At 70.3% G+C, this 22774-nt stretch carries 15 protein-coding genes and 1 pseudogene; 9 read left to right on the top strand and 7 right to left on the bottom strand.

What is annotated here, in order from left to right:
- Window positions 1–469: 469 nt before the first annotated feature.
- Complete coding sequence (locus POL72_RS31215) at window positions 470–1000, top strand: class I SAM-dependent methyltransferase (protein ID WP_272100045.1); 531 nt, start codon at window positions 470–472, stop codon at window positions 998–1000.
- An 891-nt stretch (window positions 1001–1891) separates the two neighbouring features.
- Here the strand turns inward: POL72_RS31215 and POL72_RS31220 are convergent.
- Window positions 1892–2371 (bottom strand): annotated as a pseudogene (locus POL72_RS31220) (MFS transporter); the annotation flags it as partial.
- A 190-nt stretch (window positions 2372–2561) separates the two neighbouring features.
- On the opposite strand from POL72_RS31220, the gene POL72_RS31225 reads away from it, so the two are divergent.
- A complete protein-coding gene (locus tag POL72_RS31225; RefSeq protein WP_272099942.1) occupies window positions 2562–3362 on the top strand; it encodes a DeoR/GlpR family DNA-binding transcription regulator in 801 nt (266 codons plus the stop codon).
- An 88-nt stretch (window positions 3363–3450) separates the two neighbouring features.
- On the opposite strand, the gene POL72_RS31230 is transcribed toward POL72_RS31225, so the two are convergent.
- Window positions 3451–4470 carry a glycoside hydrolase family 11 protein gene (locus tag POL72_RS31230; RefSeq protein ID WP_272099943.1) on the bottom strand — a complete coding sequence of 340 codons (1020 nt, stop codon included), beginning with the start codon at window positions 4468–4470 and terminating at the stop codon, window positions 3451–3453.
- Between the two features lie 272 nt (window positions 4471–4742).
- Window positions 4743–6359, bottom strand: coding sequence for a cellulose binding domain-containing protein (locus tag POL72_RS31235; protein WP_272099945.1), 1617 nt, complete (start codon window positions 6357–6359; stop codon window positions 4743–4745).
- On the opposite strand from POL72_RS31235, the gene POL72_RS31240 reads away from it, so the two are divergent.
- The 3 genes from POL72_RS31240 to POL72_RS31250 all read left to right on the top strand — a co-directional run bounded on the left by POL72_RS31240 (window position 6346) and on the right by POL72_RS31250 (window position 10301).
- Window positions 6346–6639 carry a hypothetical protein gene (locus POL72_RS31240; RefSeq protein WP_272099947.1) on the top strand — a complete coding sequence of 98 codons (294 nt, stop codon included), beginning with the start codon at window positions 6346–6348 and terminating at the stop codon, window positions 6637–6639. The two genes, POL72_RS31235 and POL72_RS31240, sit on opposite strands and share 14 nt — an antisense overlap.
- 275 nt (window positions 6640–6914) lie before the next feature.
- Entirely contained in the window at window positions 6915–8312 is a 1398-nt protein-coding gene (locus POL72_RS31245; protein ID WP_272099948.1) for an FHA and sigma-54 interaction domain-containing protein, read from the top strand.
- A gap of 618 nt (window positions 8313–8930) precedes the next feature.
- Window positions 8931–10301 carry a glycosyl hydrolase family 18 protein gene (locus POL72_RS31250; RefSeq protein ID WP_272099950.1) on the top strand — a complete coding sequence of 457 codons (1371 nt, stop codon included), beginning with the start codon at window positions 8931–8933 and terminating at the stop codon, window positions 10299–10301.
- Between the two features lie 83 nt (window positions 10302–10384).
- Here POL72_RS31250 and POL72_RS31255 read toward each other — a convergent pair whose 3' ends face one another.
- Window positions 10385–11188 (bottom strand): hypothetical protein, encoded by an 804-nt coding sequence (locus tag POL72_RS31255; protein WP_272099952.1) that lies wholly within the window; start codon window positions 11186–11188, stop codon window positions 10385–10387.
- Between the two features lie 270 nt (window positions 11189–11458).
- Between POL72_RS31255 and POL72_RS31260 the strand changes: the two genes are divergently transcribed.
- On the top strand, window positions 11459–12874 hold the full coding sequence (locus POL72_RS31260) for a serine/threonine-protein kinase (protein ID WP_272099954.1): 1416 nt from the start codon (window positions 11459–11461) through the stop codon (window positions 12872–12874).
- 68 nt (window positions 12875–12942) lie between these two features.
- Complete coding sequence (locus POL72_RS31265) at window positions 12943–13953, top strand: tetratricopeptide repeat protein (protein WP_272099956.1); 1011 nt, start codon at window positions 12943–12945, stop codon at window positions 13951–13953.
- A gap of 358 nt (window positions 13954–14311) precedes the next feature.
- Here the strand turns inward: POL72_RS31265 and POL72_RS31270 are convergent, their stop codons facing one another.
- Complete coding sequence (locus POL72_RS31270) at window positions 14312–14947, bottom strand: cadmium resistance transporter (protein WP_272099958.1); 636 nt, start codon at window positions 14945–14947, stop codon at window positions 14312–14314.
- Window positions 14948–15130: 183 nt separating this feature from the next.
- On the opposite strand from POL72_RS31270, the gene POL72_RS31275 reads away from it, so the two are divergent.
- A complete protein-coding gene (locus POL72_RS31275; RefSeq protein WP_272099960.1) occupies window positions 15131–17602 on the top strand; it encodes a heavy metal translocating P-type ATPase in 2472 nt (823 codons plus the stop codon).
- A gap of 228 nt (window positions 17603–17830) precedes the next feature.
- The gene (locus POL72_RS31280; RefSeq protein WP_272099962.1) at window positions 17831–19774 is read left to right on the top strand and encodes a hypothetical protein; all 1944 of its coding nucleotides are present in this window, start codon (window positions 17831–17833) and stop codon (window positions 19772–19774) included.
- Between the two features lie 118 nt (window positions 19775–19892).
- Here POL72_RS31280 and POL72_RS31285 read toward each other — a convergent pair whose 3' ends face one another.
- A complete protein-coding gene (locus POL72_RS31285) occupies window positions 19893–21602 on the bottom strand; it encodes an RICIN domain-containing protein (protein WP_272099964.1) in 1710 nt (569 codons plus the stop codon).
- 150 nt (window positions 21603–21752) lie between these two features.
- On the bottom strand, window positions 21753–22760 hold the full coding sequence (locus POL72_RS31290; RefSeq protein ID WP_272099966.1) for an NAD-dependent epimerase/dehydratase family protein: 1008 nt from the start codon (window positions 22758–22760) through the stop codon (window positions 21753–21755).
- Between the last annotated feature and the right edge of the window lie 14 nt (window positions 22761–22774).

Consider the following 22774-nt stretch of genomic DNA (forward strand, 5'->3'; position numbering starts at 1 on the left):
CGCTCGCGCCCCCTCATCCCCCTCTCTCTTTCTCTCTCCTCCGCCCTGCGTGCCTCTACGGTCCCCTCGCCTCTCCTCTCCTCGCTTATCGGAGGGAGAAGCCCGGATTACGGCACTCCCGCTCTCCGGCTCAGCTCCGCCCTCGCTTCCCCGCGGCGAGCTCGCCGAACCGCTCGAGGTAGCCGCCGAACCGGTCCAGCACCTCCCGCTCGGTGAGCCCGAACTCGTCATCGCACGCAGCGCCGATCGCCCCATCCGCGCCCCGACCGCGTCGAGCGCGCGGAACGGCGTCGACACGCGGTACGGATGGGGGGTCGATCTCGTGGGTCCGCGCATGCGCCTGCCTCAGGGTAGGCGCGCGCCGCACGGAGGGATGGCGCCGACCGGGCGCACGCGGGCCGGGCGGCGGCCGCGCCGCGAGCGCCTCGCGGTCCTTTTCTGCGGGGCGCTCCCGGCCCACACTGCCGCCATGCACGACGACAGCGCCCCCCGGCTCTCCGCGCTCACCGAGAGGACCCTGGCTCACTACGACGATCACGCCCTGTCGTTCTGGGAGGGCACGCGCGATCACGACGTCTCGCAGAACCGCGCCGCGCTGCTCGCGGCCCTGGAGGGGGCAAGTCCGTTCACGATCCTCGATCTCGGCTGCGGCCCCGGGCGCGATCTCGCGGCGTTCCGCGCGGACGGGCACACTCCGGTCGGGCTCGACGGGTCCGCGCGGTTCGTCGAGATGGCGCGGCGACACGCGGGCTGCGAGGTGCTCCACCAGGACTTCCTGCGCCTCGACCTCGAAGCCGGGCGCTTCGACGGGATATTCGCCAACGCGTCGCTGTTCCACGTGCCGAGCAAGGAGCTGCCGCGCGTGCTCCGCGAGCTCCACGCCGCGCTCCGCCCGCGCGGCGTCCTCTTCAGCTCGAACCCGCGGGCGACGATCGGGAGGGGTGGTCGGGCGACCGGTACGGCTGTTATTGGTCGCTCGAGCGGTGGCGGGAGCACGTGACCGCCGCCGGGTTCGAGGAGATCGATCACTACTATCGACCGGCGGGCCGGCCGCGCGAGCAGCAGCCGTGGCTGGCGACGGTGTGGCGCAAGCGCTGATCCCTCGGCGCGAGCAGCTCCCGGGAAATCGCCCCGGATCGGGAGGAGACACGCCGGCGCCCGCGGTCAGTGCGCCCTGATCGCCTGCGGGCGCGCGGGCGGCGGGGGCGCGGGACGCGGGCCCGCGGATGACCGCCGGGCCCAGCGCGACGATCACGAGGGCCAGCGCCACGACGAGGGCGAGGCCGCCGCGCAAGGTGAGGCGATCGGAGACCAGGCCGATGGCCGGAGGGCCGACGAGAAAGCCGCCGTACGACAGGGTGGCGAGCGTCGCCAGCGCCTTGCCGGGCGCGACGCCGGGGGCGCTCGCCCCGGCGCGGAAGACCAGCGGCACCACGACGGACAGGCCGGCGCCCACGCACCCGAACCCCAGCAGCATGGCGACAGGGGCGTTGGCGAGCAGCGCCGCGCCGAGCCCGCCCGCGACAACGACCCCGGCCGCGCGCACGACCCTATCGGCGCCGAACCGCTGCGTCAGCCCGTCCCCGGAGAACCGCCCGAGGAGCATCGCCAGCGAGAACGCGGCGTAGCCGGTCGCCGCGAAGGCCGCGGTGGTGTGGAGCTCGTCGCGGAGGTAGACGGCCGACCAGTTGGCCATCGCGCCCTCACCCACGGACGAGCAGAAGGCGACGAGGCCGAGCAGGAGGAGCCCTGTCGAGCGTGCGGCCCCGGGGGCGGCCGCGGTCGCGGGCTCGGGGCGCGCGTCGGCCGAGAGCGCCCCGCCCTCGCGCGCGACGGCCACGGCGAGGACGGCGGCGACGGCGACGAGGTGCGCCGAGGGCGACAGCGCGCGGTCGGCCGCGAGCGCGCCAAGGGCCGCCCCGATCAGCCCGCCGAGGCTGAACATGCCGTGCACCGACGCGAGGATGGGCCGACCGGAGCGCCGCTCGACCTCGACGGCCTGCGCGTTCATCGCGACGTCCATGAGGCCGTTGCACACGCCGAGCAGCAGGAGGGCCGCGACGAGCGCGGCGAAGGAAGGGGCCAGCGCGGGCAGGGGCAGCGCCGCGCACAGGAGCAGGGCCGAGACCCGGGTGATGCGCCGGCTCCCGAAGCGGGCGACGAGCGGCCCGGCGGCGCGGAAGGCGAGCATCGCGCCGCAGGCGAGGCCGAGGAGGGCGAGGCCGAGCAGGCCGTCGCGCAGCCCGAGCCGCTCGCGGACCGCAGGGACACGCGCGGCCCAGGACGCGAAGGCGATGCCGTTCGCCACGAACATGACCGAGACGGCGCGGCGGGCGCGCGCGACGTCGTCAACGACCGCGAGGGAGCCCATCACGGCACCCCCCGCGCAGGACCAGGCGAGCCGCTGGCGCACCGCCGCGGCCCGGGGAAGGCCGTCCGGAGGACGGCGTTGAAAGTTGGAGGCTCCCCGGAAGGTTCGTGCATTTTCGTGAACATCAGGGAAAGATCATGGGGCCGGAAGGGACCGGAGCAAGCAACTTCGTGCACAAACAGGAACAATCGTGCAAAACAACGCAGACACCTCCGGCTTGATGGTGGCCGAGCGGCGCCAGCATATTCTCGCAGTACTGGAACGCGACGGGAAGGTGGTGGCGGCAGAGCTGAGCCGTGCTTTCGGGGTCTCGGAGGACACGATCCGGCGCGATCTGCGCGAGATGGCGAACGAGGGGCTCTTGCAGCGGGTTCACGGCGGCGGCCTGCCGGTCTCGCGGGTGAACCCGAGCTTCCCTGCGCGCGAGCGGCAGCGGCCGAAGGCCAAGGAAGAGCTCGCGCGGGCCGCGGCGACGTTGATCAAGCGGGGTCAGGTGGTGTTCATCGACAGCGGGACGACCAACGTGGCCGTGGCGCGCCACCTCCCGCGCGATCTCGAGGCGACGGTCGTGACCAACAGCCCTCCCGTCGCCATCGCGCTCTCGGAGCACCCGCGGGTGGAGGTGGTCCTGCTGGGCGGGCGCGTGCGCAAGGATCCGCTGGCCGCCGCCGACGGGGTGACCATCGCGGGGGTGCGCCAGATCCGGGCGGACCTCTGCTATCTGGGGGTGTGCACGCTCGATCCCACGTTCGGCGTCACCACGCTGGATCTGGACGAGTCGTACGTGAAGCGGGCGATGGTGGAGGCCTCCGCCGAGGTCGTCGCGCTGGTGACCGCGGACAAGCTGGGCACCGTGTCACCGTACGTGGTCGCGCCGCTGAGCGAGCTCACATGGCTGTTCACCGAGCGCGGCGTGTCGCAGGAGGCGCTCGCGCCCTACCGGGCCGCGGGCGTCACCGTCACGCAGGACCTCGAGGCGGAGCCGGCCTAGTCCAGCGGGTCAGAGATCCTGCCACGATTTCTGGGAGGCGCAGGCTCGCTCTGGCCATGCCGAGCTCGAGGTCCCTGGACGCCTCGGCTCATTTTTTCACGACGAACTTCGCCGTCGTGAACTTGACTGTCCCGCTGTTGTTCTGGGACTCGACCAGCAGCTTGATCTCGTGCAGATTCCCCAGGGAAAGGCCGAGCGCTTCCCACTTGGTGAAGTGTTCGGAGACGGAGATGGTGCCGCACGTGCGAGCCGTCCGCCGGATGCTGAAATATTGATCGAACGTCGCGCTCGCGCCCGTGATGGCCGGCTTGTTCACGCGGGTCTTCTTCCACACGTCGTAGGTCTCACCATCGGCAGTGAGCGTTCCTACCTCGTCCCGCGGCGTCCCGTCGGAAGAGAAGCCTGCCGGCTTTTCGCTGCCCCAGTCGTCGAGGATGTAGAACTCGCGCAGCGGGTTGACGGTCCAGCCGTAGATGCCGATGTACGTCAAGCCGCCGTCCTCCTCCGTCTTGGTATGCGCGAACTCCGCCGATACGGTGCCGATCTGGGTGTGCTTCTGGGTCTGGTTGAAGTCGAGCCCGACGCGCGCCAAGAAATCCTCGACGTTGTTCCATTCCGCACTGAACGCGGCGTCGACGCCGTGCACGGTCATGCAGCCCTTCCCGCCTCCCTCCGCCCAGAGCTCATAACCATAACCATTGCCCGCATTGCCTCGGCTGTTCGAGCAATACTCCCTGCCTCCGGTCAGGGGTGTCGCTGGCGGGCAGGTGTTCGCGCCGCTGCCCGTGGACCCGCCGCCCTCGCCGGTGGACCCGCCGTCGCCGGTGGATCCACCTCCACCCGTCGCTCCGCCCGCACCCGGGGGTCCACCGCTGCTGCTCCCGCCGCCGCTCCCCGTGACGCCTCCGGTAGTAGCGGAGGCAGCGCCCGTGCCCCCGGCGCCCGGTTGACCACCGCTTCCGCTCGCGCCGGTGGATCCTGCGATCGATCCGCCGCTCCCGTCTTCGTCCTTCCCTTCCCCGGAGCCGGAACAGCCCGTGAACGCCGCGGCAGCCAGGCAAGCGGCGAGTGTACCCAGCGACCAGCGGGACGAGACGAGAATCTTCATGGTTGGAGCATGCCAGGGGTTGCACATGGTGATCAAGCGAGGCGAACCCTTGGAAGGTTGGCTCGTCGTCGGGTCGCCGCTCTGACAGAAGTTTCCAGACCTGTGGAAACATTCTCGCCGAGGCGCGCAGCCGTTCGGCGTAGGTGTCACCGGCGGTCGCGAGCCCCCGCGCGCCGCGCAGGAGCGCGATCTGCACGGCGTCGAACCCCATCATCGTCACGGCGCCGTGAACCAGGAGAGTCTGTCTGTATCCGAAGGGAGCGATCTCCGCTCTAAGGCACCGTGTCCCGACGGGAGATCGACGAAGACCGAAGGCTAGTTATCTTCGCGTCGACCTCGGCGGACGACAGGATCGCGTCCTCGGCGAAGTAGACCCAGTCGACGTCCTCGTTGTATGTCCGCGAGCTGCCCTTCGCGGCGTCGAGCTCATCGTACCAGAGGTTGAAGAAGATGAATTGATCCACTTCTGGAGCGTACATGGAACCGTGCGTCGCGCGATGCACTCCATCGATGTAATAGCTGATGGAGGCGCTGGTGACCTGGACAACGAGCGTGTGAAAGCCGTTGAAGTTCGCGGAGACCGAGTTCGAGACGTTCACGTCCGACGTCTCCCACGAGGTCAGCCACATCGTGCTCGTGTTGCCCTGGCCCCAACCGCCGTTGGGCATGTACTCGAAATCCTGCTCCGAGTAGTCCGGGTCGCCGGCGGCCCACTCGGTCAAGGTGAAGAAGGTCTCGACGGGCTTGTCGGCGTAAAAGCGCGTGCCGGACAGCGGGGTGTCGTTGAACTTGACCCTCGCAGCGTAGGTGCCGAAGCGGAACTTCTGGGCATGGGTGATCACCTCGGCCTGCGACGTGGTCCCTCCGGTGCCGCTCGTGCTCGCCTTGAGACGCATCAGCTTGTTCGTGGAGCTCTGCGGGTCAGCGACCATCGAAACGTTGGATTCCAGCCACGCCGCGCCGCTCACGCCCGGCGCCCCCGACCAGCTCCGCACCGACCACCAGCTCGTGAAGTTGGCGTCGCTGGTCCCGTTGTAGCTGAAATCGTCGAAGAACTCGGCCGTGACCGCGCTGCCGGCCCGGGTCGTCGCGCTCGCCTGATTGGAGGCGGCAGACGCGCCGCCCGCGTTCAGGGCCGTGACCTTGTAATAGTAGGTGGTCGACGCCGCCAGGCCGGTGCTGTTGTAGCTGGTAGAGGTCACGCCGCTGGCGATGCGGTTCCCCGCGCCAGGCGTGAAACCCGACGTGGTCGATCGGTAGACGTCATAGCTCGTCGCACCGCTGCTCGCCGCCCAGCTCAGGGAGATCGCGCTTGCGCTCGACGCCGTGGCCGTCAGGGAGATCGGCGCCGGAGGCGGCGACACGCTGCCGCTCGGCGGCGTACCGCTGCGCAAGCCGCCCGTGGGCGCGGAGCCGGCGTCGTGCACGGTGATACGGCTAGAGTTGGAGAAGGTCGTCTGGCTTCCATACGAGTAATCGTCGGTCTCGACGACGTTCGTGTTGAACTCGATCCCGAGGTCGATCGGCTGGGTCGTCGCCCCCGCAGCCAGGCTTCCGGCGGCGCTGGTGAAGCCGATCTGCACGTAGCGATCGGCGCCCGTGTAGGACACGGTCCCGGTCGTCAGCGTAACTCGACTGCAGCCAGGGCTCCACCACCAGCACGCCGGGGTCACGGTCGTCGCGCTGTCTTTCGTGAACCAGTAGCGTATGACGATGCTGCTCAGCGGTATCGAGACAGCGGTGTTGTTGCGGATTTTTATCCCGGCCTCGATGATGGAGTCGTTCGGCGCGGCGGCGTCATAGTTGCTGTAATGAACGGTAAAGTCGGCCGCTCCGGCGAGGCTATCGCTCGAGTGACCGCAAGTCGAGAGCGCGATGAAGATGCTCAAGCACGCAAGGCGGAGGGCGCGAGCCCGCAAGAAAACGGCCGTCCTTTCGAGGAACGTCACACCTTGGCGCCGGCCAGTCCGCCTCGTCTGCTCGGCAGCATGTAGATATCTCGAGTTCATGATTGTCAATCGTGCTCCTTTCGCGCCCGCATCGCGCAACGTCGCCGAGCCGTGGTCGACTTCCAGCCTCGTGTCGAGCGGCGTCCGCTTCGCGCAGAAATTCAGCGTATGGACGCTCTTGCTGCGCCACGTGGCGAAGCACAGCGTGTGCCAGCGCTGAGCAGCGCCGAATTGGGCTTCGAAGCGACAGGTTCAACGGAGCATTGCCGGGAGTGTGTGCGAGGGCGATCTCGGCGATCCCTCGGGTGCGATCTCTGGGGCAAAGGGGCGATCGACGGGATCGCACCCGCCGTCATGGGGTCGCACAGCGGCTCGGGGGTTCAAATGCTGGATAACTTCAACAAAGCTGCCCTATGGATCTTCTTTGATCCATCCATGCACGAACGTCGCGCGGCCTCACGTGACGTCGGCGCGGAGGCCTGCTGAGATGGCAGCATGCCTCCGTTGAGCGACGACGATGCCGCCTCCACCGAACTCCTGCCCGGGCCGGTGCGCCCCGCTACGGCCACGGCCGAGAGCTTCGCCCTCTCCGTCATGGCGGGCCCGGACGAGGGCCGCCGGTTCACGGTGGCGCCGGGGCTGCCCTCGCGCGTGCTCGCCGGCACGAGCCCCGCCTGCGACATTCCCCTCACCGACCGGCTCGTTTCGCGCCGCCACGCCGCCTTCGAGCTCGCCGGCGCCCGGCTCCGCGTCACCGACCTCGGATCGACGAACGGCACCTTCGTCCAGGGGATCCGCGTCGGCGACGCGTACCTCCAGGGCAGCGAGCTCGTCCGGATCGGCGAGACGGTGCTCCGCGTCGAGGCGCTCGGCCTCACGCAGGCGGCCGAGCTGTCGCCCGCCGTGCAGTTCGGCAGGCTCCTAGGCGCCAGCGAGGAGATGCGACGGCTCTATCCGCTGTGCGAGCGCCTGGCGGCCTCGAGCGTCCCCGTCGTCATCGAGGGCGAGACGGGGACCGGCAAGGAGGTGCTCGCGGAGGCGCTCCACGAGCAGGGGCCGCGGGCGGCCGGGCCGTTCGTGGTCTTCGACTGCACCGCGGTGCCGCCGACGCTCGTGGAGTCGGCGCTTTTCGGGCACGAGCGCGGCGCCTTCACCGGCGCGAACGAGACGCGCCGCGGCGTCTTCGAGGAGGCGCACGGCGGCACGCTGCTGCTCGACGAGATCGGCGATCTCGACCTCAGCCTGCAGGCCAAGCTGCTGCGCGCGATCCAGCGATCGGAGGTGCAGCGCGTCGGCTCGAGCCGCTGGATCCGCGTGGACATCCGGGTGCTCGCGGCGACGCGGCGCGATCTCGAGCGTGAGATCCAGGCGGGTCGGTTCCGGGACGATCTGTTCTTCCGGCTCGCGGTGGCCCGGATCGAGCTGCCGCCGCTGCGCAAGCGGCGGGGCGACGTCACGGTGCTCGCGCACCACTTCTTTCAGCAGCTCGCGGGCCGCGGCGCGCCCTTCCCCCAGGGGTTCGGCGAGCGGCTGGAAGACTACGACTGGCCGGGCAACGTGCGCGAGCTCTACAACGCCGTGGCGCGGCGCGTGGCGCTCGGCGAGGCCGCGCCGATCGAGACAACCCGGGCCGGGCTGGCCTCCCCGGGCGCGCCGGCCCCGGCCTCCACGCGCGGAGGCGCGGAGCCCGGGACATCCGGCGACATCGTCGAGGAGATCCTCGCGCTGAACCTGCCCCTGCCGCGCGCGCGGGAGCGGATCGTCGATCACTTCGAGCGGCGCTACGTGCAGCGCGTCCTCGCGCAGCACGGGGGCAACGTCAGCAACGCGGCGGCCGCGTCGGGCATCGCGCGGCGGTACTTCCAGATCCTGCGCGCACGGCGCTCCACCTGACACCCGCGGCGCCGGCGCGCGGGACGACAGGCGCGCGAAAGGCGCGCGACAGGCCGCGGATGAGCTCCAGGCGGCCCGAGAGCGCCGGATCGCCGGGGGCGATCCAGGAGTTCCCACGCTCGCGATCGAGGCGATCGCGGTGCGATCTCCCCGATCGCCCACGCGCGCCCCCGGCTCGCCGAGCGCGATCGCCGCGCGTCGGCTCCAGGAAGAGCTCAGCGACGGGCTGCCGCGAAGCCGCGCGCCCATCGTCGGGGCCATCATCACGACTGGTACATCGCTTGCTCTTCCGGGAAACAGAAGCAGCGCAGCAGTAGCAGCAGCGCAGTTGCATCGGGCCACGACGACCCAGCCGCGCTCGGTACCACGATGTCCCCATCAACGGGTGGTGATCGAGGGCGAGCCCAGCGGCGAGTCACGGCCCAGCGGCGCCGGATCGCAGCATGGCAATGCTGCGTCCGGCGAGACCACCATCGGCGATCGTTCATCTCTCGTCGAAGAAAGGCCACCATGTCTCTCCATCTTTCTAAGATTGCTCCCAGGCTTTCACTTCTCCTCGTCGCCTTCACCGCGAGCGGGCTCGGATGCCTTGCTTCCAGTCCGCAGGAGGAGCTCGAGGTGGATCAGAACGAATCCGCCGCGTGCGCAGACTTTCCGGAGTGGCAGGAGGGTCAGCCGTATGCCGCGGGGGACATCGTGAATTACGAGGGGTCGGCCTACATCGCCAAGTACGACAATCCCGGCTTCATCCCGACCGTCAGCACGTACTTCTGGGAGCCATACTCCGGCTGCAGCGACAGCTCCGAGCCCACCGAGGGCTCCAGCTCCGAGCCCACCGAGGGCTCCAGCTCCGAGCCCACCGAGGGCTCCAGCTCCGAGCCCACCGAGGGCTCCAGCTCCGAGCCCACCGAGGGCTCCAGCTCCGAGCCCACCGAGGGCTCCAGTTCCGAGCCCACCGAGGGCTCCAGCCCCGAGCCCACCGAGGGCTCGTGCAGCTATCCGCAATGGCAAGAGGGTCAGCCGTATGCCGCGGGGGACATCGTGAATTACGAGGGGTCGGCCTACATCGCCAAGTACGACAATCCCGGCTTCATCCCGACCGTCAGCACGTACTTCTGGGAGCCGTACTCCGGCTGCAGCGACAGCCCCGGCGACGACGGCAGACCCCGCGCGGCCTTTGGGCTCCCCCAAAAGGTCGTCGCTGGCTACTACCCCAACTGGACGGAAGCGCCCGTCCGCATCCGGGACATCAACAGCAATTACAACGTGATCTATCTCTTTGCCGCGAAGCCCTTCGGAGGATCGCCCGGCACCACGGGCGCCGTCTACTGGGAGGCGCCGGGTGATGGCAAGGGAGCAGCGACGAACCTGAACGCCGACATCGAGTACGCACGGACGATCCAGGATCGCAGGATCATCCTCTCCGTCGGCGGCGCCAAAAATGGTATGAGCTTCCCGACACGCAAGAAGTCGGAGACGTTCGTCAATAGCGTGATCGGGATCTACGACCGCCTGGGTGGGTTCGACGGCCTCGACTGGAACACCTTCGAGGCCGATCAGGCCCCCGACACCTCCGAGATGATCTGGATCAGCCAGGAGCTGAAGCGGCGCATCCCCGGCTTCATCATCACCGCGCCTCCGGCCCCCTGGAACAGCCGCGACAAGACGTTTTGCCAGCAGATGGTGGACGCCGGCGCCTTGGACTACGCGGCCCCGCAGTACTACGATGGCCCCGAGCTCGCCGAGCAGTCTTACATCGTGAACAGCGTGAACGAGTGGGTCTCGCTGCTCGGTCCGACGCACGTCGTCGTGGGGTTCGGGATCTCGGACCGGCAATACTACATGTCGATCGACGAGGCGATCCCCACGTGGAATCAAGTCGAGAGCAACCACCCGGCGCTCCGCGGCGTGTTCGACTGGGAGATCAACATCGACGAGAGCAAGGGGTGGCAGTTCGCCAACGGCGTGGGACCTCTCGTCACGGACTGAAGCGGGATCGCGTGGAGCGCGCGGCGATTCCGCCCGCCGATCGCGGACAGCGCGCGCTCCCCTTGATTGAAGGAGATCTGCGCCTATCGGTAGAAGGCGACATCGTCGATCCTGATATCGAACGCCAGCTCCTTGTCGAAGAAGAACTCGATGGCCCAGAGCCGCTCCAGGGCGGGCGCCAACAACTGCTTACCGTAGGGCTCCTGCTTGAGGCACTCCACCGGAATCTTGAAGTGCTTCCAGTCGCTCTCCAGCATGACCGGCTTGTGGAAGTGATTGTTGCATTCCCCCTCTGCGTCGTTGCAGATGCCCCCCATGTGATAGGTCTGCTGATCGATGAAAAGCACCTTCATTTTCCTGGTGGAGCCCTCCTCGGCGCGGGCCCAGAACGTGAGGCCACGGTACTCGGACGCGTCGTAGTAGGCCTCGTCGTCCAGATGGAAGCCGACGCCGGCTCCCCAGAGGAGGAAGCCGTCATCGGCGCTCGTGTGCACGGCCTTGGTGCTGGCGCCGCGCGGAGGGTCAAGGGTGCTCACGAGGTCCGCCGGGTCCGCAGGCTCCTGCGTTCCTTCCGGTGACTCGTCGTTGTCCTCGAACCAGAACCCTGCCCAAGGGTTCGCCCCGTTCCCTCCGGAGATCCGGGTATCTCCGTCTTCCATGTCGTCGATCGTCGACAGGGCGAGGGTCTCCCCGGGAAGCACCGCGAGGATCTCGCATGGATCCCCCGCGTCGTCGCCACCGCTCCCGACCGCTGAGCCCGCCGCGCCGCCGCCTGCGGAGATCTGGTCCTCAGGCTCGTAGACCTTGTCGAAGCCGAAGAGCTGCGCACATCCGAGCCCGAGCAACGCCATCGCACATCCGCCGGCGCACCGAACGAAAGCCAGCATCGTCTTCATTTTCATGTGAAATTTCGAGAGGTTTTGGTCGCGGAGGATATCAGGGTGGCCGCCGAAATGGAATGATGCCCCCATCGAGTCATACGGCTGTCACCGATCAGTCAGCGAGCGACCACCGGCCATTCCGCCGCGCGATGGCGCAGATCGACGGAGCGCGCCCTAGATCTTTACTGGAATACTGTAAACAGCGCTTCGATCCGTCAGTTCCTGAGTGCAGGCGTCGCGTACGCTGGTGTATAAGTTCGCCTGCTGGTGGAACCCATGTCGCTGAGTCTGGACGACGGGATGCTGTTTGCTGGCAGGTACCGCGTGGTGCGCGGAATCGCCAGCGGCGCGATGGGCGCGGTCTACGAGGTTCTGCACATCGAGACGGAGCGCCGGCGGGCGCTCAAAGTGATGCACTCGCACCTCGCCGACAACCCCGAGTTCCAAGCCCGGTTCAAGCTGGAGGCGCGCGTCGCCGCGCGCATCGAGAGCGACCACATCGTGGAGGTGTTCGACGCCGGGATCGACGCCGAGACCGGCAAGCCGTTCCTCGTGATGGAGCTGCTCCGCGGCACGCTGCTCAACGAGCGCCTCCGCCACGCAGGGCGCCTGCCGCCGGAAGAGGCCGTCGCCTTCCTGCGCCAGACCGCCGTCGCCCTCGACAAGACACACGCCGCCGGGGTCGTCCACCGCGACCTCAAGCCTGCCAACCTCTTCCTGGCCGAGACCGACGACGGGGCGCCGCGAATCAAGGTGCTCGACTTCGGCATTGCCAAGCTCGTCGTCGAGACGGCGACGGACTCGGCGGCGACCGCGGTCCTCGGCACGCCGCTCTACATGGCGCCCGAGCAATTCAGCGGCGAGTCGGTCTCGCGGGCTGCCGACATCTTCGCCCTCGGCATGATCGCGTACACGCTCCTCGTCGGCAAAGCGTACTGGCTGAACGACAGGCGGAAGTACGACAGTGCGCTCGCCTTCGCGACCCTCGCCGTGAACGGCCCGAAGGAGCCCGCGTCCGCGCGCGCGGACGCCGAGGGGGTGAAGCTGCCCCCGGCCTTCGACGCGTGGTTCACCAAGGTGACGGCCCGCGCCCCCGAGGCGCGCTTCGCCACCGCTTCGGCCGCAGTCGAGGCGCTCGCCGAGGTCTTCGACCTGCCCGCCGCGCCGGTGCGATCATCGCGCCTGCTCTCCGCGGAGGCGCCGAGCGGAGGTGGACCCCCGATCTCCCGCTCCTCGTCGCCGCCGAGCGGCGTCCAGCTCCCGGCCGCCGCCGTGGTGACCGCGCTGCCTCCGACGAAGCAACGGAGCCGAGCCGCGATCACCGTCGCGGTGCTCGTCCTCCTCGGGGGCGGCGTTGGCGCCTTCGCCTCGCTGAGCCGCGGCGCGCTCCCCGCCGACAGGAGCGCGGAGCCCGCGCAGACCGCGGGGGACGCGCGCTCGCCCGCCTCCGCGCCCCCTGAAGTCCATCCGACGCCGCCTCTCCCCGAGGCCTCGGCGACAGCCACGGCGCCGGGCGTCGCGACGCCCGCTCCCGCGGCCTCCGTGCCGGTGGGCGAGGGCAGCCGCGCGCTCGCCCCCGCGACGGGGGCGGCGAGCGCGTCGCCGCCGCCGGCGCTCGGCTCACGGCGCAGGCTCGCGCCGGCCAGGTCGGCCGCAGAGCCGAGCCCTGAGGTGCTGTACAAGCCGGACTGAGCACGATGGCAGGGCGGACACTTCTTTGCCAGGAGCGAGCGGGAACGATGGTATTTGGCGGCTCACTCATGCGCTTCTCCTGGCTCCGGTCCATCTGCCTTGGCGTGCTGGGCGTCGCCGTCGCGGCGCCGGCCAGCGCGCAGGCGCTCGCCGTCGCGGAATCGCACTTCGACCGCGGGCGCGCCGACATGCTGGCAGGCCGGTACGAGACCGGCTGCCCTGCCCTCGCCGAAAGCCAGCGTCTCGATCCTCGCCCGGGGCGGCTATTCACGCTCGCCGAGTGCGAGGCCAAATGGGGGCGTATCGCGACAGCGGTCGCGCGCTACAACGACTATCTCGCGATGGTCGATCGCATGAGTGAGGCCGAGCGAGCCAAGCAATCGGCGCGACAGAAGATCGCGCTCGGGCAGCGCAGCGCGCTCGCGCCGCTCGTGCCGCAGCTCACGCTGTCGCTGCCGCCGGGCGCGCCGGCGGGGACGCGCGTACAGTGCGACGGCATGACGCTGGAGCAACCCTCGCTCGGCGTCGCGCTCCCCGTCGATCCCGGAGAGCACGTCGTGACGACGCAGGCGCCGGGATCGCCCGCGACCGAGACGCGATTCACGATCGACCGGTCGGAGTCGAAGGCGATCGTGCTCGAGGTGAAGCCACCGGCGGCCGCCAAGCCGCCGCCCGTCAAACCGCCAGCGCCAGCGCCAGCGCGGGCGCCGGATCAGGGGCCCAGCGGCCTGCGGGTGGTCACCTATGTGGCGGGCGGGCTCGGCGTGGCCGGGCTGATCGTCGGATCGGTGACCGGGTGGATGGCGCTCGACGCGAGCGGCGTCGCGGCCGACAACTGCAGGGATGTGAGCCCCGACCGGGCGCGATGCAAACCCGACGGGCTCGACGCTGGCAACCGCGCGAAGCGGCTTGGGCTGGTGAGCACGATCGGCTTCGGCGCTGGCGTGGCGCTCGCCGGCGCGTCGGCGCTGGTCTTCCTGCTGGAGCCATCCCCGCGCCGCCAGCCGGCGCCCGAGGTGAGCTGGGAGCTGACGGCGGGCCAGGCCGGTGGCGGCGTCGTGGTGCGCGGCCGCTGGTGACGCGGCTCGCGCGCGCCGCCGCCGGGCCATGATCCGGCCAGCACGCCACGCCCGGGATAGGGGATCGCTGCGTGGAGCTGTGTGCAAGGCTCGTTTGCGATTGTCATCATCGTCCCGACGAATCGCAACGGTTCAACGCCGCGGAGCAGTCCTCCCAGGGATCTGTCTCGCGATCGACGAGAGATTTCAACGCAAGGACGCCAAGAGCGCGAAGGCGCAAACCTGCACCAAAATTGTTCTTTTGCGTCTTTGCGCCTTTGTGCCTTTGCGTTCAAATCTCTCTCCGGATCCGTGGCCGGACTCCGCGTGGGTGGAACTGGCGCCTCTCACCAAGGTGAGCTCACGGCGTCCACGGGCGCTACCCTGCACGGACGAGCACGAGGGCGTCGGACAGGATCCAGAGCCCGAAGCCGATCAACACGAACGGCAGCGCCGAACGGCCGTAACGCCGGATGCGCGTGCCCAGGATCGGGTGGTTGACAAGTCGGTGTCCGAGCGCGCACCAGGCGCCGGTCATGGCCGCGAACACGGCAGCATGAAGCGGGATGTGCGCCGGGGAGCTGGAGAACAGCGGGATATAAACGCCGAGGTTGTCCCCGCCGTTCGCGAGGGTCACACTCGCCACGGCGATCACCTTGAAGCGCGACGCGCTGCCATGGTGCTCGCGCGCGCTGTCTGCTGCGTCTGCTTCGTCCGCCACGCCTGCTTCCCTCGCCCTGGAGCCCCGCCGGAGCGCCCAGAGGCCGCGCAGGCCGAGCGCGAGGGGAGCCAGGCCGAGCAGGCCGATCCATCCGTCCGGCACGCGGACCGCGAGCAGCGCACACGCGACGCTCGCGATCACGAGCGCCGCATTGCCCAAGAACTGGCCGGCCATCACCTGGGCGGGGGTAAAGCCTGGATCCGCGAAGAAGGCCGAGAGAAGGAGGATGTCATCGATGTTCGTGGACACGAACACGACGACGCTCACCCCGAGGATCGGAAGGATCTGCTCCATGGCGCGCCCGCGGACGTACCACCTCCCGCGGCGCGCGTCCCCTCGGCGGGGCGCCGGCGCCGCTCCGAACCGCCCGGCGCTGGAGCCCACCCGGGCCTGCAGAGGTAGACCGTAATCACCGGAGCGACGGCGCGTCTGCGCAGGCGACAGGAGACGAGCCACGAGCTCGTGTAAGGAGAAGCCATGGCGACGATTCCCCAGCCCGTGCAGCCGACCAGCGCGAAGGCCGCGCCCGCCGCGCCCGCCGCGCAGGGCGCCCGGACGGAGCTTCCGGTGCAGGGCATGACCTGCGCGGCGTGCGTGCGCCGCGTCGAGAAGGCGCTGCGCGCCGCGCCCGGCGTCCAGGATGCGGCCGTCAACCTCGTGACCCGGCGCGCGACGATCACCTACGACGCGCAGGCGACCACGCCGGCCGCGCTCGCCAGCGCCATCGTGGAGGCGGGATACGAGGTGCCCGAGGTCCCTCCGGCGGCCAGCGTCGCTGAAGCCGCGCCGATCACCGACCTTCCCGCAGAAACGCAGACCAACGGCGCCCCCGCAACCCCGCCGATCGCCGGCGTCCGCGCGGCCTCCACGGCGCCCGAGCGCCTGGCAGCGACGGCGGACGCCCCACCGCCGCGCCAGCAATCGGGCGCGGCCGAGCGCGCCGCCGCCATGGACGCGGCCGAGGCGAAGGAGCAGCGGACGCTCCGGCGCGACGTCGCGATCGCCGCGCTGCTCACCGCGCCGCTGCTCGTCGTGGCCATGTCCCACGGCGCGATCCCGGCGCTCGAAGGCGCCTCCGCGCGCTGGCTCTCGCTCGCGCTCGCGACGATCGTGGTCTTCGGGCCGGGGCGCCGGTTCTTTCGCCTGGCCTGGAGCGCGCTCCGGCACCGCGCCGCGGACATGAACACCCTCGTGAGCCTCGGGACCGGCGCCGCCTGGCTCTACTCGACCGCCGCGGTCGCGGCCCCCGGCCTCTTCCCGCACGCCGAGCACGGCCACGCGCCGCCCGTCTACTTCGAGGCCGCGGCCGCGATCGTCACCTTCGTGCTGCTCGGGAAGCTCCTCGAGACGCGCGCGCGGAAGCGGCTCGCCGACGCGGTGCGCGGGCTCGTGGCGCTCCAGCCGAAGACCGCCCGGCGCGTCCGCGGCGACGCCGAGGACGAGGTGCCCGCCTCCTCGCTCGGACCGGGCGACCTCGTGCGGGTGCGGCCCGGCGAGCGCATCGCGACCGACGGCGAGGTGGTCGACGGCGCGTCCGCGGTCGACGAGGCGATGCTCACCGGCGAGAGCATGCCCGTCGACAAGACGGTGGGCTCGGCCGTGCTCGGCGGGACGCTCAACCAGAGCGGCGCCCTCACCTTCCGCGTCACGAAGACCGGCGCGGACACCGCGCTCGCGCGCATCGTCGAGGCCGTCGAGCAGGCGCAGGGGTCGCGCGCGCCGATCGCGCGCCTCGCCGACGTGGTGAGCGGCGTCTTCGTGCCCGTCGTGCTCGGCGTCGCAGCGCTCGCCTTCGCCGCGTGGCTCGCGATCGACCCCACCGCCGCGGGGCTCGCCACGGCGGTCGAGCGGTTCGTCGCCGTGCTCGTGATCGCGTGCCCGTGCGCGCTCGGGCTGGCCACGCCGGCCGCCGTGGCCGTCGGGACAGGGCGCGGCGCGGAGCTCGGCGTCCTGGTCAAGGGCGGCGCGGCGCTCGAGGCGGCGAGCCGCGTCGACACGGTGCTGCTCGACAAGACAGGGACCCTGACGTCGGGCCGGCCCGAGCTCACGGACGTCGTGGACCTCGCGGGCCACGGCGAGGCGGCGCTCCTCGGCCTCGTGGCGGGCGCCGAGCGCGAGAGCGAGCACCCGGTGGCGCGGGCGATCGTCGACGGCGCCCGCGGCCGCGGGATCGGCGTGGCGCCCGCCTCGGCGTTCCGCGCGGAGATCGGCCACGGCATCGAGGCGCGCGTCTCGGGGCGCCTTGTGCGCGTCGGGACGGCGGCGTGGCTGCAGCGGGCGGGCATCGACACGGCCGCGCTGGAGGCCGAGGCCGATCGCCTGGCCAGGCTGGGCCGCACGCCGTCGTTCGTGGCCGTCGACGGGCGGCTCACGGGGCTCGTCGCGGTCGCCGACCGGCCCACGGAGGAGGCGCGCCGCGCCGTCGCGGCCATGGCTGAGCTCGGCGTCGAGGTGGCGATGGTGACCGGCGATCGGGCGGGCGCCGCGCGCGCCGTCGCCGATGAGCTCGGCATCCGGGCCGTGTTCGCGGAGGTGAGGCCCGAGGACAAGGCGAGGATCGTCCGCGAGCAGCGGGCCGCCGGCCGCAGGGTGGCCATGGTCGGCGACGGAATCAACGACGCACCCGCGCTCGCCGGCGCGGACGTGGGGATCGCCCTGGGCAGCGGCACGGACATCGCGGTGGCGTCAGCGGACGTGGCGCTGATCCGCGGCGGGATCGCGGGCCTGCCGGTGGCGCTCGGGCTCGCCCGCGCCACCCTGAGGACGATCCGGCAGAACCTGTTCTGGGCGTTCATCTACAACGTGATCGGCATCCCGATCGCGGCGGGGCTGCTGTACCCGCTGACCGGATGGCTCCTCTCGCCGGTCCTCGCGAGCGCGGCGATGTCGCTGTCGAGCGTGTCGGTGCTCGGCAACTCCCTCCGGCTCCGCGCGTTCGGTCGGCCGTAGACCGGCACGCGCGGGCTCGCGCTGGCGGACACAGCAGGAGCGGCGCGTTCCTGACACCTTTCAGTCCAACGCGGTAAAGCAAGAAGCCGACGAGCAGCGCGCTCATCGCGCTGTTATCCCGAGCAGCCAGCGCGTCGCTCCGCTTCACGCCCGCTCGCAGGGCGACTACCCGGTGAGTGAATGTTCGGTGCCGCGGATGCACCGAAGCGTTCAAAATACGGAGGATCCATGAGAGCTTATCGCCTGCACATTGGCATAACCGTTGCTTTTGCCCTATCCCTCTCGGCCCAGGCCGCAGATGCCGCCGTCACCGTCGGGCTCATCGAGCCGACCAACGCGATCATCGAGGGCAGCACGATCCCGGTGCACGCGACGGCGTCGTCCCCCGAGGACATCTACTATGTCGAGGCGGAGCTCGAAGGACTCACCATCGAGCTCACGCCGACGGAAGGGGGGCATTTCCAGGGAGCGTTCGACCTCGGCGAGCTCGAGGGCGAGCTCGCCTACGGGCCTCACGTCGTGACGGTCCACGCGTACAACACGTTTGGCGAGGTGGCGAGCGCGCAGGGCACCGTGCACCGGTACGCGGCGCCGACGCTCGGATGGAACGCGCTCGCGCACGACACCCTCACAGAGGGCTGGCGCTTCGCCGCGAAGTGCGTCCCGACGCCGCCGTACACGTGCCAGAGCCTCCAGGCGACGTTCCGCAGCGCCGAAGGACAGGTCACCCTTTCGGCGAACAACCCGCAGCCCGTGCCGGGGCACCTCTACCTCAAGGAAGAGCAGGCCTGGTATGGCTACCAGATCCCGTCGGGCAGAGCGTACACGCTCACCATCGAGGCCAGCGACGGCGTGGGCCCCACCATCACGAAGACCATCGGCCCCATCTACGTCGAGCGGAGCCCGAGGCTCACCGCCGTCCAGCGCGCGCCCGGCACCATCCTCGATTTCGACGCCGCGCGGATCCTCTTCCGCGATCAGTACCAGCGCCTCGGGATCTTCGAGCGCGCCACGCAGCAGGTGACGTGGGTCGCGACCATCCCGCAAGGAGAACTGCCGATCAGCGAGGTCTACGGGGCGCTCACGCCGTCCGGGTCCGTGCACCAGTCGACGACGGGCCACATCCTCGCCTGGGTCAACGGCGCCCGGCGCAACATCACGAGCGCGGCGCGCCTCGACGCGGTGAACGGCGACACCATCGTGTGGACGGCGAACAGCGACGACTGGGCCGTCGCTACCTCGCTGTCGGCGGGGACGAGCAGGACCCTCTGGCGCATCGACGGGAGCAGGTCGCCGTTCCAGGCCGACATCACGCCTTCCGGCGGCATCTATTTCGGCACCTACGAGGATGCCTCCATCGTCGGGCCGAGCAGGCTGCGCCTCGGCGATCATGAGGGCAACCTGCAGCGGCCGATCACCGACGGGACGAACGTCGCCGGCCGGTGGTGGGACGGCATGACGAGCTCGAGCTACCTGTACACGGCGGATGGAGAGGAGGTGTTCCTGGGCGACTCGATCACCGGCACCTCGGCCGGGCTGCTGGTTCACGCAGGCCACGCCGCCTTCCTGAAGAGCGACGGCGCCGTCAACCAGGTCTGGCTGCGGACCCCCGACGGCGAGCAGCATCAGATCAGCGATTTCACGGCGTCGAGCCAGTTCGATCAGGTGAAGCTCCGGGTCGGCCACGACGGCATCAGCGACACCGGCGAGGTCCTCTTCCTGAACGGCGGCAAGCGCTACCTCGGCCGGGCAGGGGGTGCGCCCGAGAGCATCGGCTCGTCCCTCGGACACGGTCGCTGGCTCGACGGGAGCTGGTATGTGACCATCGGGAACACGATCCTTCAGGTCTCGAGCACGCAGGGCGCCGTCGCGCGCCTCTCCGCGCCCGGGAACGCGGAGTTCGCGCCGGAAGAGGGCCTGGGCGGCGAGCGCGAGGTGCTGTCCACCTCCTTCGCCGTGGACGAGGTGCTCGATGAGCCGGTGTGGGCTCGGGATCTGCACGAGCCGGACGCGCTGCCACCGTCGGCCGACGTGACCACGTGCGGCACCGTCGCGTCGGCCGCGGCCGGGTGCAGCGCCTCTGGCCCGGCAGGCTCTGCGGGCAACGCCGCTGCGCTCGCGGCCGCGGCCGCGGGCCTCGTGCTCGCCCGGCGTCGGCGCCTGCGGTCCTAGCGGCGCCGCGAGCCTCCCCCCGGCCCGGTCGACGTCGATCGGGCCGGGCCGCCGCGCTCATCGGCGCCGGCCTCGTCGCGGCCCCGCCCTCGCGGCCGCTCCGCCGGTCATCCACCCATCACTCGGCAACCACAATCTGCCATCGCTGCTCCTCGCCGCCGCCGCCCGCGCGCTGCTCGATCGCGGCAGCGTCCGCGGTGGAGCCCTGGTAGACCCCGACCAGCTTGCCGCTCTTCTTGTTCCTGATCTGGAAATCACCGCCGCCCAGATCGATGAACAGCCATGCCTGGTTGTCGCCGTCATGGTTCTCCCACTGCACCAGCGCTACCCCGTCGCTCGTCGACTCGTCGGGGACATCCAGCACCTTGCCGCTCTTGACGTTGGTCAGCCGGAAGTAGCCCGATCCATTGTAGTTGAAGCTCCACTTCTGGCTGTCTCCTCCCCTGTCCGCGTTCTGGACGATGTCCGCCCCGTCCTCGCCCGACGCGCCGACGACATCCATCACCTTGCCGCTCTTCCTGTTGACGAGCTTGAAATTGTTCGTCGCTCCGGCGACGGTGCCGGCCGACGTGTCGATGGCCAGCGTGTTGTTCCAGCGCATGCTCATGGTGGTGTCCGACGGGAAGGAGATCGGCTGCCATACATACGTCGAGTTGTTGACCGGTCCGCTCCAGGCCCCTGCCCACCGGTCTCCCATGTACAGGTAGGCCGTCCCGGAGCTGCCCTGGACCGGGAGCACGTAAGTCGACTGGGAGTTGTACGTCGTGCCGTCGCCGACGTTGGTCATCGCCGACCAGCCCCTGTCGAGGGAGCGGGAGGTCGCGTATTTTGCCTGGTTGGGCGACCAGCCCGTGGCGCCGGAGGTCAGCAGGAAATAGGTGCCGTTCCGCTTGAACAGCGCCGGAGCCTCCCGGTGCCCGCCGGGGAAGAGCGTGGCGGAGAGGCGGGCGACGGACAGGTAGTCGGGGGTCAGCTCGTAGAGGTTGAGATCGTAGTTCTCGTTCGTGGCGGAGATGAAATACGCCTTGCTGTCGTCATCGACGAAGAGCCCGCAGTCGCGGGACATGTACCCTGGCTTGCCGTGATCGGTCACCCCGCTGCCGGTGAGCGGCCGGAAGCTGCCGTGATACGTATAGTCGCCGTCCACGGTGCTCGAGCTCGCGACCGCGGCGCGGGCCTCGCCGTAGTTCACCCCGTTCTCCCAGTGCATCCACATCACGAATTTGTCCGTGGACGCGTTGTAGACGACCTTCGGGCGCTCGATGTTGGCCGGATCGAGGTCCTTGTCCGAGTCCATCGTCAAGACATGGTTCCTGAACTCCCAGCGCCGCAGATCGGTCGAGCGATAGCAGGAGACGGCATAGAACGTCCCGTCCGGGTTCCGGTTCTCCCCGAACCAGTAGTAATAGTCGCCCACCCGGATCACCCCTCCCCCGTGCGCCTGGATGGGTTTGCCCGAGGTGTCGGCCCACTGGATGCCGTTCACCAGGGGGCCGACCGCCGGCGGCAGCTCCGGTCCCCCGCCCTCGCCAGGCGCCCCGCCGCCGCCGGACGCCGAGCCGACGGAGGCGGCCAAGGTGCCGGGCGCCCCGCCACCCGAAGCGCTGGAGGTGCCGGGCGCCCCGCCGCCGCCGGACGTCGAGCCGACAGACGCGCCGGGCGCCCCGCCGCCGCCGGACGCCGAGCCGACAGAAACGCCGACCCCCGAGGCCCCGCCACCGCCCTCCGATGAGCCCCCAGGGAGCTCTTCCGAGCCGGAAGCGCAAGACGCGATGCCGAGCCCCACGACCAGCAGGCCCATCACCGGAGACAAGGAACCGAGACGCATGACGCCCTCCAGAAAGAGTGAGATCTCCGGGCCTTCAACCGGACGAGTCAAGTCCTTCTCGCGCGCAGCGGCCTGGGTGATTTGATCCGCTCCCGTGCGATCTGCCAGTCTGCGCCCCTGCGAGATCTCGGCCGCGCGCTCGTGGCCCGATCAGGCCCGCGCGGCGGGGATCGCCGCCGCTCCGCGCGGGGCGGCGATCTTGTACCTGTCGCGGGCCCAGGCGGCGATGTCGGCGACCTGCCGCTCGACGGGGGTCGCCGACCAGCCGAAGGTCTCGCGAAAGCGCGTGTCGTCGATGACATAGGGCACGTCCCACTGGTACGCCATCTCGGCCACCTCCCGCATGAAGGGCGAGAACAGGCCCACCGCGCGCAGCAGGATGCGCGGGAGTCGCGCCACCTCGACCTCGACGCCGAGAGCGCGCCCGAGGCGCCGCGCGAGCGCCCGCGTGCTCTCGGCCGGCGCCGTCGGCAGGTGCCAGACATGGCCCATGGCCTCCTCCCGCTCACCCAGCGTCACGAGGCCCCGCGCCACGTCCTCCACGTAGGTATACGAGTGAGGCATCTCGGGATCACCCATGCACTCCACGGCTCTTCCTGCGAGCGCGCGCGCGTAGAAGCGATCGCCCCAGGCGGACAGCGGCACGTTGGCGCCGAAGAAGTCGCTGGCGCGCCCGATGGCCACGCGCGCGTCGCCGCGGCGCTGGGCCGCGAGGCGCATCTCCTCGAGCTCGACGCGCAGCGCGCCTTTCCTGCTGCAAGGGCGGCGCGGCGAGTCCTCTCGCATGGCCCCGTCGGGCACGCCGTACATGTACAGGCAGTCGAGGGCCACGAGCTTCGCGCCCGCCCTGGTCGCGCCATGCAGCGCGCCGCGCGCGATGGGCAGGAGCTGCGTGGCCCAGAGGTGGTAGGGCGGGTTCATGCAATCGTAGACAACGCTCGCGCCGCGCGTGGCCTCCTCGGCAAAGGCGAGGTCGGTGATGTCGCCGCACACCGACGTGAGCCCCGGCCGCTCCGGAGCGCGGCGGGTGCGCTGCACCAGGCGCACGCGATGGCCCTGCGCCAGCAAGAGATCCGCGACCCGCGGGCCGATCTGGCCAGCGCCGAGCACGACGTGGAGGCGAGACGACGGGCTGGAGACGAGCGATGCGTTGTTCATGGGCGCCAGGATGT

Source organism: Sorangium aterium (assembly GCF_028368935.1).
Classification (GTDB): Bacteria; Myxococcota_A; Polyangia; order Polyangiales; family Polyangiaceae; genus Sorangium; species Sorangium atrum.